The 15716-nt window shown below is 39.7% G+C and carries 15 protein-coding genes; 13 read left to right on the top strand and 2 right to left on the bottom strand.

The genetic code is table 11. The features are described 5' to 3' along the window. Positions 1–119: 119 nt before the first annotated feature. A complete protein-coding gene (locus ASU03_RS11570) occupies positions 120–1352 on the bottom strand; it encodes an EAL and HDOD domain-containing protein (RefSeq protein WP_057831952.1) in 1233 nt (410 codons plus the stop codon). Positions 1353–1614: 262 nt separating this feature from the next. On the opposite strand from ASU03_RS11570, the gene putP reads away from it, so the two are divergent. From putP to ASU03_RS11525, 11 genes are all read left to right on the top strand, one after another. Beyond that, positions 1615–3102 carry a sodium/proline symporter PutP gene (putP, locus tag ASU03_RS11565; protein ID WP_057831951.1) on the top strand — a complete coding sequence of 496 codons (1488 nt, stop codon included), beginning with the start codon at positions 1615–1617 and terminating at the stop codon, positions 3100–3102. A 288-nt stretch (positions 3103–3390) separates the two neighbouring features. Continuing rightward, positions 3391–4002 carry an FKBP-type peptidyl-prolyl cis-trans isomerase gene (locus tag ASU03_RS11560; protein ID WP_057831950.1) on the top strand — a complete coding sequence of 204 codons (612 nt, stop codon included), beginning with the start codon at positions 3391–3393 and terminating at the stop codon, positions 4000–4002. Between the two features lie 109 nt (positions 4003–4111). After that, positions 4112–4531 carry a hypothetical protein gene (locus ASU03_RS11555; protein ID WP_057831949.1) on the top strand — a complete coding sequence of 140 codons (420 nt, stop codon included), beginning with the start codon at positions 4112–4114 and terminating at the stop codon, positions 4529–4531. 105 nt (positions 4532–4636) lie between these two features. Continuing rightward, on the top strand, positions 4637–5443 hold the full coding sequence (gene dapB, locus ASU03_RS11550) for a 4-hydroxy-tetrahydrodipicolinate reductase (protein WP_057831948.1): 807 nt from the start codon (positions 4637–4639) through the stop codon (positions 5441–5443). Positions 5444–5718: 275 nt separating this feature from the next. Continuing rightward, a complete protein-coding gene (carA, locus tag ASU03_RS11545; protein ID WP_057831947.1) occupies positions 5719–6885 on the top strand; it encodes a glutamine-hydrolyzing carbamoyl-phosphate synthase small subunit in 1167 nt (388 codons plus the stop codon). A 32-nt stretch (positions 6886–6917) separates the two neighbouring features. After that, positions 6918–10133, top strand: coding sequence for a carbamoyl-phosphate synthase large subunit (gene carB / locus ASU03_RS11540; RefSeq protein WP_057831946.1), 3216 nt, complete (start codon positions 6918–6920; stop codon positions 10131–10133). A 106-nt stretch (positions 10134–10239) separates the two neighbouring features. Further along, on the top strand, positions 10240–10716 hold the full coding sequence (gene greA, locus ASU03_RS11535) for a transcription elongation factor GreA (RefSeq protein WP_057831945.1): 477 nt from the start codon (positions 10240–10242) through the stop codon (positions 10714–10716). A 220-nt stretch (positions 10717–10936) separates the two neighbouring features. Continuing rightward, complete coding sequence (locus ASU03_RS19950; protein WP_082627258.1) at positions 10937–11125, top strand: hypothetical protein; 189 nt, start codon at positions 10937–10939, stop codon at positions 11123–11125. Then, positions 11095–11526 carry an SPFH domain-containing protein gene (locus ASU03_RS21505; RefSeq protein ID WP_231731563.1) on the top strand — a complete coding sequence of 144 codons (432 nt, stop codon included), beginning with the start codon at positions 11095–11097 and terminating at the stop codon, positions 11524–11526. Before ASU03_RS19950 ends, ASU03_RS21505 begins: the two co-directional genes overlap by 31 nt. 35 nt (positions 11527–11561) lie before the next feature. Continuing rightward, positions 11562–11780 carry a hypothetical protein gene (locus ASU03_RS21500; RefSeq protein WP_231731562.1) on the top strand — a complete coding sequence of 73 codons (219 nt, stop codon included), beginning with the start codon at positions 11562–11564 and terminating at the stop codon, positions 11778–11780. Positions 11781–11804: 24 nt separating this feature from the next. After that, a complete protein-coding gene (locus ASU03_RS11525; RefSeq protein ID WP_057831944.1) occupies positions 11805–12017 on the top strand; it encodes a hypothetical protein in 213 nt (70 codons plus the stop codon). 94 nt (positions 12018–12111) lie between these two features. Here the strand turns inward: ASU03_RS11525 and yhbY are convergent, their stop codons facing one another. Further along, complete coding sequence (gene yhbY, locus ASU03_RS11520; protein ID WP_057831943.1) at positions 12112–12408, bottom strand: ribosome assembly RNA-binding protein YhbY; 297 nt, start codon at positions 12406–12408, stop codon at positions 12112–12114. A 312-nt stretch (positions 12409–12720) separates the two neighbouring features. On the opposite strand from yhbY, the gene rlmE reads away from it, so the two are divergent. After that, on the top strand, positions 12721–13350 hold the full coding sequence (gene rlmE, locus ASU03_RS11515; protein WP_057831942.1) for a 23S rRNA (uridine(2552)-2'-O)-methyltransferase RlmE: 630 nt from the start codon (positions 12721–12723) through the stop codon (positions 13348–13350). A gap of 280 nt (positions 13351–13630) precedes the next feature. Next, the gene (gene ftsH, locus ASU03_RS11510) at positions 13631–15622 is read left to right on the top strand and encodes an ATP-dependent zinc metalloprotease FtsH (protein WP_057831941.1); all 1992 of its coding nucleotides are present in this window, start codon (positions 13631–13633) and stop codon (positions 15620–15622) included. Positions 15623–15716 lie beyond the last annotated feature (94 nt).

The raw sequence follows: 15716 nt of genomic DNA, 5'->3' as shown, positions 1-15716 counted from the left end.
AGCTTCTGTCAATGTAGATGTTTAGATGGCTAAATGTTTTTTGTACTTAATCTATGAAAAAGGTCAGTAACGGCGGTTACTGACCTTTTATAATATGCAGAAACAAAAAATGTTATGTATTAGTTAAGCTTAGATGAAACTGCTTGTGTTTGTTCATCGGCCCAAGCGACTGCTTGATTGTAATGTTCAACCACTTTATCTTTATCGAGTTTTAACTTTTTCATCACCAAGGTGGTTTTATCCCACTCAGCCTGTTCTATGAATCCAACCAACTTAATGATTGCTGCCATAACGCCTTTCTTCGTTAATAGCGGCTCTTTAATTTCTGGAGATAATGGCAGTTTTTCTAATACAGTGGCCATATCTTCATCTAAGATGGCATCAATCATAGATAACAAACCTGTTAAAAAAGCAATGGAAGTATTGAGTTGTGAACGGATGTCCTGAGCCACTAATTCACAGAATTTTGCTCTGCTCATGGCCATGTTAATCAACTCTGATGGTTTGTCTGGGTTTGCCGTTACTGCAAACATCAAGCCGATAAAACGTTTTAGCTCAGCTGATCCTAATATCACTAAGGCCTGTTTTATCGTGGATATTTCATTGCAACGTTTAAATATTGCTGAATTAGCGTAGCGCAATAATTTATAAGACAGTGAGACATCGCGTTCAAATACGCTAGTGATACTATTTAAATCAAGCTCAGTTTTAGACGTTTCATAGAGTAACTCTGCCATGGCTATTTGAGAGGGAGACAGGTTTTTAGTTTTTACCATTTCAGGTTTGGCAAAGAAATAGCCTTGAAAATAATCAAAACCTAGTTGCAGCATTTGTTCATACTCTTCATAGGTTTCTACTTTTTCAGCTAACATCTTAATATGGGGATGATCTTTAATCGCACTCAGCACCTGTTTTATGTCATCAATGCTGCTTTGCTGGATATCAATTTTAATAATTTTAATGAAAGGATAGAAATGCGCCCAAACATTTTGGTGCTCATAATCATCTAACGCTAGGGTGTAACCTTTTTTATGCAAATCTTTACATAACGCCAGTAATTTTTTACCTGGTTTTATTGTTTCCAGAATTTCAACCACTATCTCATCAGGCGATAGCATTTCAGGATAACCTTTTATTAAGGTTTCTAAGGTGAAATTGATAAAAGCAAGCTTATTACCGGTAAACCCACTGATGCCCATGTTAAATTGACTAGCTTCAATTATTTTACTGGTCGCTTCATCCCCATCTATATCTGGAAACACATTGTCGATGCTGTCACGAAAAAGTAACTCATAAGCAAAAAGTTTTTTACTTTTATCTAAAATTGGTTGTCTTGCAGCGTAAAAAATCATAAATGTCGTTAACTAGCTCAGGCTCTATAGGTTTATTACTCTTAAATATATGGTATAGCGGTTTTTTTTGCATTAGTTTTTTTAATTTGTTTTCGTTTTAGCGGTATTTTTATTCTTATTTACCTGTCATTAACGCGAGTGTTTACATTCGCAATAGTTTAGGACTACATTCACTTACTTGGCTAAGGTTTATTTATTCAGCTATTTTTGCTAGGTTAGCGACCTTAATAATTAACAACTTTACATTTTACAGGTAATTACTTTGGCTATAGGTACTTTAATTTCGTTAGCACTTTATTTTGTCGTTATGCTCTTAATTGGGTTATACGCTTATAAAAAATCCACCAGTGATGTCGCTGGCTATATGTTAGGTGGTCGCAGTTTATCGCCAAGTGTTGCGGCATTGTCGGCGGGCGCTTCTGATATGAGTGGCTGGATGTTGATGGGCTTACCCGGTGCTATGTATATTAGTGGCCTGAGTAGTATTTGGATTGCTATTGGCTTAGTTATTGGTGCGTTTCTTAATTACTTAGTGGTTGCGCCACGCCTTAGAACCTATACCGAAATAGCGAATGACTCAATTACTTTACCTGATTTTTTTGAAAATCGTTTTAATGACAAATCCCGCCTATTACGCATAGTATCCTCTTTGGTCATTGTAGTGTTTTTTACCTTATATACCTCAAGCGGTCTTGTTGCTGGCGGAAAATTGTTTGAAAGCTCTTTTGGTTTAAATTATGAAGTCGGTTTATATGTTACCGCCGGTGTGGTGGTTGCTTATACCTTATTTGGCGGTTTTTTAGCGGTAAGTTTAACCGACTTTGTCCAGGGCTGTATTATGTTTGTCGCTTTAGTTTTAGTCCCTATTGTTGCGATAAATGAAGTAGGTGGCATAGCCGAAATGCAAAACACAATTACAGCGATAAACCCTGAGCTATTAAATGTTTTTAGTGGCGTCAGTGCTCTTGGTATTATTTCCGCTATGGCTTGGGGCTTAGGTTACTTTGGCCAGCCGCATATTATTGTTCGTTTTATGGCTATTCGTAGTGTTAAAGATATGCCAACCGCTCGCCGTATAGGGATGACCTGGATGATAGTTACTATTGTTGGTGCTATGGCAACAGGTCTTGCTGGTATTGCTTACGTGGCTAAAACAGGGTTACAGCTAGATGATGCCGAAACCATTTTTATTGTTTTATCACAGTTACTCTTTAGCCCACTCATTGCAGGTTTTTTATTGGCAGCAATACTTGCGGCAATAATGAGTACGATATCTTCACAGTTATTGGTGACTTCTAGCTCGCTTACCGGTGATTTTTATCAAGCGTTTTTACATCAAGATGCCAGTGAAAAACAACTGGTGTTAGTGGGTAGGATTTCAGTTTTTCTGGTGGCATTAGTGGCCATTTATTTAGCTTATGATCGTAATAGCAGTATTTTAAGTTTAGTCAGTAATGCTTGGGCAGGGTTTGGTGCCGCATTTGGCCCTGTTGTTATTGGCTGTTTGTATTGGAAGGATATGACACGTAATGGCGCATTAGCTGGCATAGTCAGTGGCGCGGTAACCGTGCTTATCTGGATTTATGCCCCTATTACCATTAATGGCCAAACACTTAGTGCCATTATGTATGAAATAGTGCCAGGTTTTGTCGTTTGTTCATTGGCTATTTATGGGGTAAGTAAACTATCCCCTAAAGTGGCAGAGCAAATAACGATTACTTTTGATGAAATGTTAACGCACCATAAATAATCTAACGCTTCCTTAAATCCATGTTAATTGAAAAGCTAGTGACATCAAGTCACTGGCTTTTTTATTCTCACCCCCGACAATTAGGGCCTTGCTCAAGCTCAATAATAGAGGGCGTTACTCTTGATATTGACTAATTTCAAGTTGTTCGTATTAGAGCTTTTATGCTAGAATCGCGATAATTTTTAAACCTTCGATTAATTTTGCTTACTTTAAACATAAGTTTTAATTAAGCGTTTAAAATAAATTAATCATTTAAAAGACTACTGATAGTCTGGAGTTTATATACCGATGAATTTTGATACTACTGAACAACGTGTTAGCTATGGCGTAGGTCGTCAATTAGGTGACCAACTTCGCAACAACCCTTTTAAAGATTTTGATATCACTGCTGTACAAGCGGGTATCTCTGATGCATTAGCTGATGCTACTAGCCAAGTTTCAGATGAAGACCTAAACGAAGCTTTTTCTGTGGTTTCTAAAAAAATACAAGAGCAAGAACAAGCAGTTGCTAAAGAAGCTTCAGCTGAAGGCGAAAAATTCTTAGCCGAAAATGCTAAACGTGATGAAGTGACGGTTACTGAGTCTGGTTTACAATACGAAGTATTAGTAACAGGTGAAGGCGAAAAGCCATCAGCAGATAGCACTGTATCTGTGCATTATCACGGTACATTTACTAACGGTGATGTCTTTGATAGTTCAGTTGACCGTGGCCAACCGGCTGAGTTCCCGGTAAAAGGCGTTATTGCTGGTTGGACTGAAGCCTTACAGTTAATGACTGAAGGTAGTAAGTGGAAATTAACTATCCCTTACGATTTAGCCTATGGTGAACGTGGCTCTCAAGGTAGTATTCCTGCCTATGCCACTTTAGTATTTGAAGTTGAATTATTAAGCATCAAGTAATTAACAACAATAATGATTAAGCCCTCTATTGAGGGCTTTTTTTTAAGCTAAAACAAGTTGCAGCAACACGATTTCGTTAATTTTAACCAGTAAGGGAGAGTAAGTTTTTATGCAGATTGATATCAGATTACAGCAGCTCTTTAAAAACTATCAAAGTGCCTTTCTTCAATATGATATTGAAGGGGTGAGCCGTTGTTATCACTTACCATGCACACTAAATACACCTGATAAAATAGTACTGCTCGCCAGTCAAGCAGATTGCCAGCAAGAATTCGCTACTATTTTTACTCAACTCAAAGATGCCAGTACCAGTAATATTATTGCCAAGCAAGCTTCTTTTATGCAAGTGAGTAAACAGTTATATTTAGTGTGTATAGATTGGGACTTTATCGATGGGCAGGGGCAAGTATTTGCCGACTTTGCTGCTATTTATCATGTGTTAGACCATGAGGGTACCTTGAAAATAGTGAATGTTGTTTCTCATGAACTTGACAGCTCGTTAACCTTAGCGGAGCCACTTTCTTGGTGATATCGCTAAGCAGTGAATAGCGCGTTTAACTAAGTAGCTAGTCACCATTCAATTAACATTTATTGGCGGTTTTCCGTGATTTCCTCCAAAATAATAGAGAAAAATATGAAAGTAAAAGTAGCTATTTTAGGGTGCAGTGGTCGTATGGGCCGTGATTTAATTCAGGCAGCTCATGAACATGCAAGTATTGAATTGGTTGGTGGCAGCGTCCGTACTAGTTCATCTTTTGTCGATTTTGATTTAGGCGAGTTGGCGGGAATTGGCGCAATCGGTATTAAAACCTCAACACAATTATCACAACTGGTTGATGCCGATGTTTTTATTGATTTCACTTCGATAGCAACCAGTTTAGAAAATATTATTTGGTGTAATAAAAATAAAAAATCTTTAGTTATCGGTACTACGGGGTTTTCTGCTGAGCAAGTTCAAGTTATTGAACAAGCGGGTAAAACCATGCCAGTAATTTTAGCGCCTAATACCAGTGTTGGTGTTAATTTAATGTTTAAGTTGTTACAAATCACCGCGAAAGCAATTGGCGACTATACTGATATTGAAATTTTTGAGGCACATCATAGATTCAAGAAAGATGCACCATCGGGCACTGCGGTGAAAATGGGGCAAGTGATAGCTGAGACCCTTGGACGTGATTTAAATAAAGTAGCTGTTTATGGCCGTGAAGGTATTACCGGTGAAAGGGATAGAGAAACCATTGGTTTTGCCACCATTAGAGCCGGTGATATTGTTGGTGAACATACCGTCATTTTTGCCGATCTTGGTGAACGTCTTGAAATTACCCATAAAGCAAGTTCTCGTATGACATTTGCGCTAGGGGCTATGCGTGCAGCGTTTTGGTTACAAGATGCCGAGGCAGGTTTTTATGATATGCAAGACGTACTGGGTTTAAAAGATTAATATTAATATCTAGGCATTAGCCCTACTTTATCAGAGATAAGGTGTCTTTTTAGCCCTTTGACTATTAAATGCTAGGAAAACCTAGAAAAGACTGAGTTTTTACGATTTATTACTAGACGAAACTAGAACACAAGCGTAAAATAAGTGGATTTTGTCAAAAGTTTAGCGAAAAGTCTGCTTTTGACATCTTTTTTTGTACAGGAAGTATTGGGCAATTGCACGGAGCTCTTGCTGTTACATGCGCGTTTACGTTTATTTCTTCTTTGGAGGTTACATTGGCTACATCTGCTATTTTAGTGCTTGAAGACGGCACTGTTTTTAAAGGCATCGCAATTGGTGCACAAGGGTCGGCTGTTGGTGAGGTGGTTTTTAACACCGCAATGACAGGTTATCAGGAAATTCTTACCGATCCATCCTATGCAGAGCAAATTATTACCCTGACTTACCCACATATAGGTAATACCGGTACTAATAGCGAAGATAAAGAGTCTGATAGCATTGTTGCTAAAGGTCTGGTTATTCGCGACTTGCCTTTAATGGCTAGTAACTTTCGAAATGAACAGAATTTAAGTGATTATTTAATTGCTAACAACATCTTAGGCATCGCTGAGATTGATACCCGTAAATTAACGCGTATTTTACGAGAGAAAGGCGCTCAAAATGGCTGTATCTTAACACTTGATGATGTTAACGACGATAGCCAACAAGCGGCGGCACTTTCCCAAGCAAAAGCATTTCCAGGTCTTAAAGGTATGGATTTAGCCAAAGTGGTTTCAACGAAAGAACAATATGAGTGGACGGAAGGTAGTTGGTCACTTACCGGTGGTAAAGACGGCGGTACTGGTTTTACTAAACCAGAAAAAGTTGAGTTTCATGTTGTCGCTTACGATTTTGGCGCGAAAAGAAATATCTTACGCATGTTAGTTGACCGTGGTTGTAAATTAACTGTGGTACCCGCACAAACACCGGCCAGCGAAGTACTTGCCATGAAGCCCGATGGTATCTTCTTATCTAATGGTCCAGGTGATCCAGAGCCATGTGACTATGCTATCAAGGCAATTAAAGCTTTCCTTGAAACAGAAATTCCCGTGTTTGGTATTTGTTTAGGTCATCAATTGCTTGGTTTAGCCAGTGGCGCTAAAACAATTAAAATGAAGTTCGGTCATCATGGTGCGAACCATCCAGTGAAAGACTTCGCTCGAGACGTGGTCATGATCACTTCACAAAATCATGGCTTTGCCGTTGATGAAGACAGTTTACCTAGTAATTTAAAAATCACTCATAAGTCTTTATTTGATGGTTCTTTACAAGGCATTCATCGCACCGATAAACCAGCGTTTAGCTTCCAAGGTCATCCAGAAGCTAGCCCAGGGCCAACAGATGCCGCGCCGTTATTTGATCACTTTATTGACTTGATCAAAATTTATAAAAACGCTAAATAATTCAGCCTAGAGAAAGATAAGAGAGAAAAAAAATGGGAAAACGTACCGATATAAAAAGTATCTTGATCTTAGGTGCTGGACCAATTGTTATTGGTCAAGCCTGTGAGTTCGATTACTCTGGCGCGCAAGCATGTAAAGCATTACGTGAAGAAGGTTACCGAGTTATTTTAGTTAACTCTAACCCTGCAACAATTATGACTGATCCAGAAATGGCCGATGCCACTTACATCGAGCCTATTCATTGGGAAGTAGTACGTAAAATCATTGAAAAAGAACGTCCTTGTGCACTATTACCGACTATGGGTGGCCAAACCGCATTAAACTGTGCTTTAGAACTTGAAGCCAAGGGTGTATTAAAAGAGTTTAATGTTGAAATGATCGGCGCAACAGCCGATGCTATTGATAAAGCAGAGAACAGAAGTCGTTTTGATAAAGCAATGAAAGCCATTGGTTTAGATACACCGCGTGCTGAAATTGTTCATACCATTGAAGAAGCGCATGAAGCGGTTAAGCATTTAGGCTTTCCTTGTATTATTCGCCCGTCATTCACTATGGGTGGTTCAGGTGGTGGTATCGCGTATAACACCGAAGAATTTGAGGAAATCTGTACCCGAGGTTTAGACTTATCACCCACCACTGAATTATTGATTGATGAATCTTTGATTGGTTGGAAAGAATATGAAATGGAAGTGGTTCGTGACAAAAATGATAATTGTATCATTGTTTGTTCGATTGAAAACTTCGATCCTATGGGCATTCATACTGGCGATTCAATCACAGTTGCGCCTGCGCAAACGTTAACCGATAAAGAATACCAAATCATGCGTAATGCCTCACTGGCAGTACTGCGTGAAATTGGCGTGGAAACAGGTGGCTCAAACGTACAATTTGGTATTTGTCCTGATACTGGCCGTATGGTAATCATTGAGATGAACCCACGTGTCTCACGCTCGTCGGCATTAGCATCAAAAGCAACGGGCTTCCCGATAGCTAAAATTGCCGCCAAATTAGCGATAGGTTATACCCTAGATGAACTAACCAATGATATCACCGGTGGTAAAACCCCTGCATCATTTGAACCCACCATTGATTATGTCGTTACTAAGATCCCACGTTTTAACTTTGAAAAATTTGCCGGTTGTGAAGACCGTCTAACCACACAAATGAAATCGGTTGGTGAAGTGATGGCGATTGGCCGTAACATGCAAGAATCAATGCAAAAAGCATTACGCGGTTTAGAAGTTGGTGTTAATGGCTTTGATTCGATTGTCGATGTGACTCAGCCAGGCGCCAAAACCAAAATTATGCATGAATTGCAAGAAGCGGGCGCTGACCGAATTTGGTATATAGGAGATGCTTTCCGTTTAGGTTTAACGGTTGATGAAGTTTATAATTTGACCAAGGTTGACCGTTGGTTCCTCGTTCAAATTGAAGACATTATTATTGATGAAGCCAAAGTCGCTGATGGTGGTTTAACTAATTTAACCCCAGAATACTTACGTAAACTTAAGCGTAAAGGTTTTGCCGATTCTCGTTTAGCTGACTTGATTGGTGTCTCTGAAGCCGAAGTGCGTAAAAAACGTCACGCGGCGAATATTTACCCAGTATACAAACGTGTGGATACTTGTGCGGCTGAGTTTAGCTCTGATACCGCTTACATGTATTCAACTTATGATGAAGAATGTGAAGCCAGGCCAACGAATAATAAAAAAATCATGATTTTAGGTGGCGGTCCTAACCGTATTGGCCAAGGTATTGAGTTTGATTATTGTTGTGTTCACGCGGCATTAGCACTTCGTGAAGACGGTTATGAAACCATTATGGTTAACTGTAACCCTGAAACTGTCTCTACCGATTACGATACCTCAGATAGACTATATTTCGAGTCAATTACCTTTGAAGATGTCCTTGAAATTGTCCGTATTGAAAAACCGATAGGTGTTATCGTGCAATACGGTGGTCAAACACCGCTTAAATTGGCACGAGCACTTGAAGAGGCAGGTGTACCTATTATCGGTACTTCACCTGATGCTATTGACCGAGCAGAAGACAGAGAACGTTTCCAACAAGCGGTTGAACGTTTAGGTTTATTACAACCTGATAATGCCACGGTGACCTCAGTAGAGGAAGCCATGGCAAAAGCTGAAGGTATAGGCTTCCCATTAGTGGTACGTCCATCGTATGTACTGGGTGGTCGCGCCATGGAAATCGTCTATGACCTAGAAGATTTACGTCGTTATATGACCGAAGCGGTAAGTGTTTCTAATGATGCACCAATATTACTTGATCGCTTCCTTGATGATGCGATTGAAGTTGATATTGACCTGATTTGTGACGGCACTGACGTAGTCATTGGCGGTATCATGCAACATATTGAACAAGCGGGTGTACACTCAGGTGATAGTGCTTGTTCATTACCAGCGTACAGTTTAAGCCAAGAAATTCAAGATGTTATGCGTGAGCAAGTAACGGCTTTAGCCTTTGAATTAGGCGTGGTTGGTTTAATGAATACGCAAATGGCGGTTAAAGACGGTAAGGTTTACTTAATTGAAGTTAACCCACGTGCGGCTCGTACCGTACCTTTTGTTTCTAAAGCAACGGCTGTACCACTCGCTAAAATTGGCGCACGGGTAATGGCGGGTAAAACCTTAAAAGAGCTAGGGATTACCAAAGAAGTTATTCCACCGTATTTCTCGGTTAAAGAAGTGGTTATTCCTTTTGATAAGTTCCATGGCAGCGATCCTCTCGTTGGCCCAGAAATGCGCTCAACCGGTGAAGTGATGGGTGTTGGTGATACGTTTGAAGAAGCCTACGCTAAAGCAAGTTTAGGCGCGGGTGTTAGTGTACCTAAGTCAGGTCGTGCGTTAATTTCTGTCCGTGATAGTGATAAGAAACGCGTAGTAGAATTAGCTAGAATTATGGTCGATTTAGGTTATGATATCGATGCAACTCATGGCACTGAAATTATTATACGTGAGGCAGGTATTCCTGTTCGTCGTGTTAATAAAGTGCATGAAGGGCGTCCGCATATTCTAGATAGAATTAAAAACAGCGAATACAGTTACATCATCAATACTACGGAAGGTCGTAAAGCCATTGAAGATTCCAAAGTATTGCGTCGTGGCGCCTTACGTTATAAGGTGGCTTATACCACCACCTTAAACGCGGCTTTTGCTACCTGTATGTCACATTCGGCTGATGACAGAAATAAAGTTACCTCTATTCAAGAGTTACACAAAAGGCTCTAAATAGTTTTTCCCGAAATAAGCTAACGCTTATCTAAAACTTTTTTAAAGGTGGTTATCTCCTATTTATTGGGTTAACCACCTTTATTATTAGAATGAGAAGATAATAATGATTAAATATCCAATGACCCTTCGTGGTGCTGAGCAATTACAAACAGAGCTTAAAATTTTAAAAACAGAAAAACGCCCACGTATTGTCAAAGACATTGCTACTGCCCGTGAACATGGCGACTTAAAAGAAAATGCAGAATACCATGCAGCTAAAGAAGAGCAGGGTTTTTGTGAAGGCCGTATACAAGATATTGAAGGCCGTTTGTGTAATGCCCAAGTGATTGATGTAACGTCAATACCTAACCATGGCAAGGTTATTTTTGGTACGACAGTGACCTTATTGAATATTGAGACGGAAGTTGAAGTGACTTACCAAATTGTTGGTGATGATGAGGCGGACTTTAAAACTGGCCGTATTTCATTAAACTCACCGATTGCTCGTGGTTTAATTGGCAAAGAAGTGGATAGTGAAATTGAGATTAAGATACCTGGCGGTGTGGTTGAATATGAAATTATTTCGGTTGAACATATCTAGCAACGCGCTCTGGTAAATGCAATGACAAATGACTATTGTCGCAGTGTTGCTGCCATAGTGATTGAGATAAAAAGCCGTAAACGTAATGTTTGCGGCTTTTTTGTCTGCGTTATTTGATTATTGAGCGATTACCTTGCAAAACTTTTAGTATAGGTGTAGTTATTTTGGTATCAAAATGATATCAAAATGATATCATTTTTACATATCAACAGGAGTTTGTATGAACGAGAAAATAGGTTTTTCGATCAGTGGCTATGGCGTTTTTGTTATTTTATTAGCAGCAGCCGCTTTTATTGTTAGCCAAGCCGCAGCAGGTAATATAGAAATGCTGACCGTAGTCGTCTTTATACTTATGGTGGCAGCAAGCCCAGGTTTTTTATGGTGCAACCAAATCAAGCGAAAGTGGTGACTTTTTTTGGTAGTTATGTTGGCTCGGTTAAAAGCAATGGTTTACGTTGGACGATACCTCTCTTTAAACGGGCAAATATCTCCTTACGTATACGTAACTTCGAATCAAACCAAATGAAGGTTAATGATAGTCATGGTAACCCGATTGAAATAGCAACTGTGGTGGTTTGGTCGGTAGATGATACAGCTGAAGCGGTATTTGAAGTGGATGATTACATCAGCTTTGTAAATATTCAAAGTGAATCAGCACTGCGTAATATGGCGACGAGTTATCCTTATGAGCAACACGAAGGTGATGACGTTGCCCTACGTAGCCATCCACAAGAAGTTTCAGAAGCCTTAAAAATAGAAATACAGCAGCGCTTAGGTAAAGCGGGTGTTAGGTTCATGAAGCCCGTATAACCCATTTAGCCTATGCCCCAGAAATGGCCAATGCCATGTTACAAAGACAACAAGCCTCGGCCATTATTGCCGCTAGACGTTTGATCGTTGATGGTGCTGTAGGCATGGTTGAGATGGCGCTGACACAATTATCAGAAAAGAAAATAGTAGAGCTCGATGAAGAACGAAAAGCTGCTATGGTCAGTAATTTACTGGTGGTCTTATGTAGTGATAAAAGCACGCAGCCAGTGGTGAATACGGGTAGTTTGTATTAAACCTTAGGCAAAATAGGAAAGATAATGGTCGCTAAAAAAAGCTTCCCACTTAGGATTAATCCGGAGGTTTTAGCCGCAATGCAACGTTGGTCGGATGATGAGTTGCGCAGCGTTAATGCTCAAATTGAATATGTATTAAGAAAAGCTTTGGTTGATTCCGGTCGAGTCAAACTCATTCAGAAAGTGGTAACCTCTCTTGAAAATAGCCTTGATGAGGGGGAAGGTGGGTCAAAATAAAATTATCTATAGGCAAGCTAAGTTACTTGCTATAAATAAAAATGACAGCAATTGCTGTCATTTTTTATGTATCTATTGCTGAGTAAGAGTAAAATTAAATTTTAGGGATTCTAATTTTTTGCTCAGCACTCTGGCGATAAATAACTAGGGTCTTACCGATCACTTGAACTTGTGTCGAGTTTGTTTCACGACAAATAGCATCGACGATTAAGGCCTTATTTTCTTTATCCTCGGTCGGGATTTTTACTTTAATCAATTCATGGTGATTAAGTGCATAATCTATTTCAGCGACAACCGCTTCTGTTAAGCCATTATTACCCAATAATACTACTGGTTTTAAAGAGTGTGCTACTCCTTTAAGGTGTTGGATTTGTTTTTTGTTTAAGCTCATTACTAAATTTCGTTATCTGTTGCCTTGAATTATCGCCATTTTACCCTTATCTACTGAGTAATACCAAGTCTATTAAGTTATTTCCTACTGAGGAAGAATTAAAAGGCTTAAAGGCAAGGCATTGCTTGAAGTGAATGCTTAGGTTAGCCGGATAGGGTCGGGATAATAGCTCAAGATATATTGAATGAGACACTTGCTATACCCTCGGTGTTTTTTAAATCGGCTGTATCCATGCAGCGGCCTTATCAGAATGATATAATACTCATAGTGATATAACTTAACGCGTTTAAATGTATTGGAAGCAAGAAAAACATGGCAAATAAAAAACACAAAGCGAGCAGTCAACGTTGGTTAGATGAGCACTTTGATGATGAATATGTAAAAAAGGCGCAACGTTTAGGCTTACGCTCACGGGCTGTTTTTAAATTGGAAGAAATCAATATCAAAGATAGATTGATTAAACCCGGTATGAAAGTAGTTGACCTGGGTGCGGCTCCAGGTAGCTGGTCAGAATATGCAGTCAAGGCGGTTGGTGATAAGGGCCAGGTTATTGCCTGTGATATTTTGCCTATGGATGCCATCGCCGGTGTTGATTTTCTCGAAGGTGACTTTAGAGAAGAGGATGTTCTTGAAACCTTATTAGCACGTATCAATGGCAAGAATATTGATGTGGTTATGTCTGACATGGCCGCTAATATGACTGGCAATGAAAGTGCTGATTCTGCTCGTAGTATGTACTTAGTCGAATTGGCGTTAGATATGTGTAGTCAGGTATTAAAAACCAATGGTGCCTTCGTGGTGAAAGTTTTCCAAGGTGCAGGTTTTGAAGATTACATGAAAGCGATAAGGGCAGTTTTTAAAACGGTTAAAGCCCGTAAGCCGCATTCATCACGAGCACGTTCAAGGGAAGTGTACCTTGTTGGCACAGGTTACAAGGGCTAACGCGCTGATATAAGGTTAGCAGGCTATTTATTGCCGTAGGGTGAAATATAAGGGAGAATAACATCTTGAGTGTTATTACTCAGGCTAAGCCCTTCATTTTTACCGATTAGGCTTTAAGCTAGCCCTTAGCAAATTAAATGTTTTATCTGTTTAATGTAACCAGTTGTTACCTACTACTAAAGTAAATAGCGACAAGCCTTGAATTGTAGTAAATTAGGCACAATAAACTAGTATAGTTTTATTTTAATAAATATATTAAATACCACAAGAGGTCATTAAGTTGAGCGATATGGCGAAAAATCTAATTTTATGGTTAGTTATTGCAGTTGTTTTGATGAGTGTATTTCAGAGTTTTTCTCCGAGTACCACAGAAGAGCAACAAATGGATTACACTCGATTTATTCAGGATGTACGTCAAGGACAAATTCGTGATGCGAATGTTGACCGAAATGGCGTAATTACGGGTGAAAAACGTAGCGGTGAAGAGTATAAAACCGTTATACCAGGTGGCTATGACCGTGATTTAATTAACGACTTAGTTAAACAGGGTGTACGTGCCCAAGGTAAATTACCTGAAGAAACAAGTTTTCTAACGACTATTTTTGTTTCTTGGTTCCCCATGATCCTACTTATAGGTGTGTGGATTTTCTTTATGCGTCAAATGCAAGGTGGCGGTGGCAAAGGCGCTATGTCATTTGGTAAATCTAAAGCGCGTCAATTAAGTGAAGAGCAAATCAAAACCACTTTCGCTGATGTTGCTGGTTGTGATGAAGCGAAAGCAGAAGTTGAAGAATTGGTTGATTACTTAAGAGAGCCTGAGCGGTTCCAAAAATTAGGTGGCCGTATTCCTTCTGGTATCTTATTAGTCGGTCAGCCGGGTACGGGTAAAACCTTACTGGCAAAAGCCATTGCCGGTGAAGCTAAAGTGCCATTCTTTACTATTTCAGGCTCTGATTTTGTTGAAATGTTTGTGGGTGTTGGTGCCTCTCGTGTCCGTGACATGTTTGAACAGGCCAAAAAAGCAGCGCCTTGTATTATTTTCATTGATGAAATTGATGCAGTAGGTAGAAAACGTGGTTCTGGTATAGGTGGTGGTCATGATGAACGTGAACAAACATTAAACCAAATGCTAGTTGAAATGGATGGCTTTGAAGGTAACGAAGGCGTTATTGTTATTGCCGCGACTAACCGTCCAGACATATTGGACCCTGCATTACTTCGTCCAGGTCGTTTTGACCGTCAAGTAACGGTTGGTTTACCTGATATTCGTGGTCGTGCACAAATCCTTAAAGTACATATGCGTAAAGTGCCGTTAAATGATGATGTGAAAGCCTCAGTAATCGCCCGTGGCACCCCTGGTTTCTCGGGTGCGGATTTGGCAAACCTTGTCAATGAAGCCGCTTTAGGTGCCGCACGTAAAGCACTCCGTGTTGTTGGTATGAAAGAATTTGATGCAGCCAAAGACAAAATCATGATGGGCTCAGAACGTAAGTCTATGGTAATGAGTGAGTCAGAAAAAGAAATGACCGCCTACCATGAAGCCGGACATGCCTTAATTGGTCGTTTAGTACCTGATCATGACCCGGTTTATAAAGTGAGTATTATTCCTCGTGGCCGTGCTCTTGGTGTGACTATGTACTTACCAGAGCAAGACAGATTTAGTCATTCTAAACAGCACTTAGAAAGTAATATTTCTTCATTGTACGGTGGTCGTATTGCGGAACAATTGATTTACGGTAGTGATAAAGTGTCTACGGGTGCATCAAATGATATCGAACGTGCGACGGACATTGCCCGTAAAATGGTGACACAATGGGGCTTATCTGAAAAGTTAGGGCCAATGTTGTTTGTTCAAGAAGAAGGTGAAATTTTCTTAGGTGGTTCTTCGTCTAAATCGTTCCATTTGTCAGCAGAAACCGCTAAATTAATTGATGAAGAAATTAAAGCGGTGATTAATCGTAACTATCAACGTGCGGAAGACTTAATGAAAGAGAACATTGATATTCTTCATGCCATGAAAGATTGTTTGATGAAGTATGAAACTATTGATGCTTTACAAATTGATGATTTGATGGCGAGAACTACCGTCCGCCCACCAGCAGACTGGGATGATAAAGATAGCGATAATTCAAAATCAAATAAAGACAAAGGTGATTCTACTACCGAGCAAGAAGCAAGTAGTGACGAACCAGAGCAAGTTAAAGAGGATGAAAAAGCTAGCCCAGTTAAAGCGGATACTAGCAAAGCAAGTGATGATACGCCTGCAAGTTAGCACTTCATAGTAATTAAGAAAGCCTCGATATTTACTTTAAATACCGAGGCTTTTTCATAGGTATATCCGTTCCACTTGAAGATGCAATAAATGA

This window comes from Colwellia sp. TT2012, from assembly GCF_001440345.1.
In the GTDB taxonomy this organism is placed as follows: Bacteria; Pseudomonadota; Gammaproteobacteria; order Enterobacterales; family Alteromonadaceae; genus Colwellia.
Note: the sequence above shows the minus strand (reverse complement) of the source record. Positions and strands in the feature narration are given on the sequence as shown.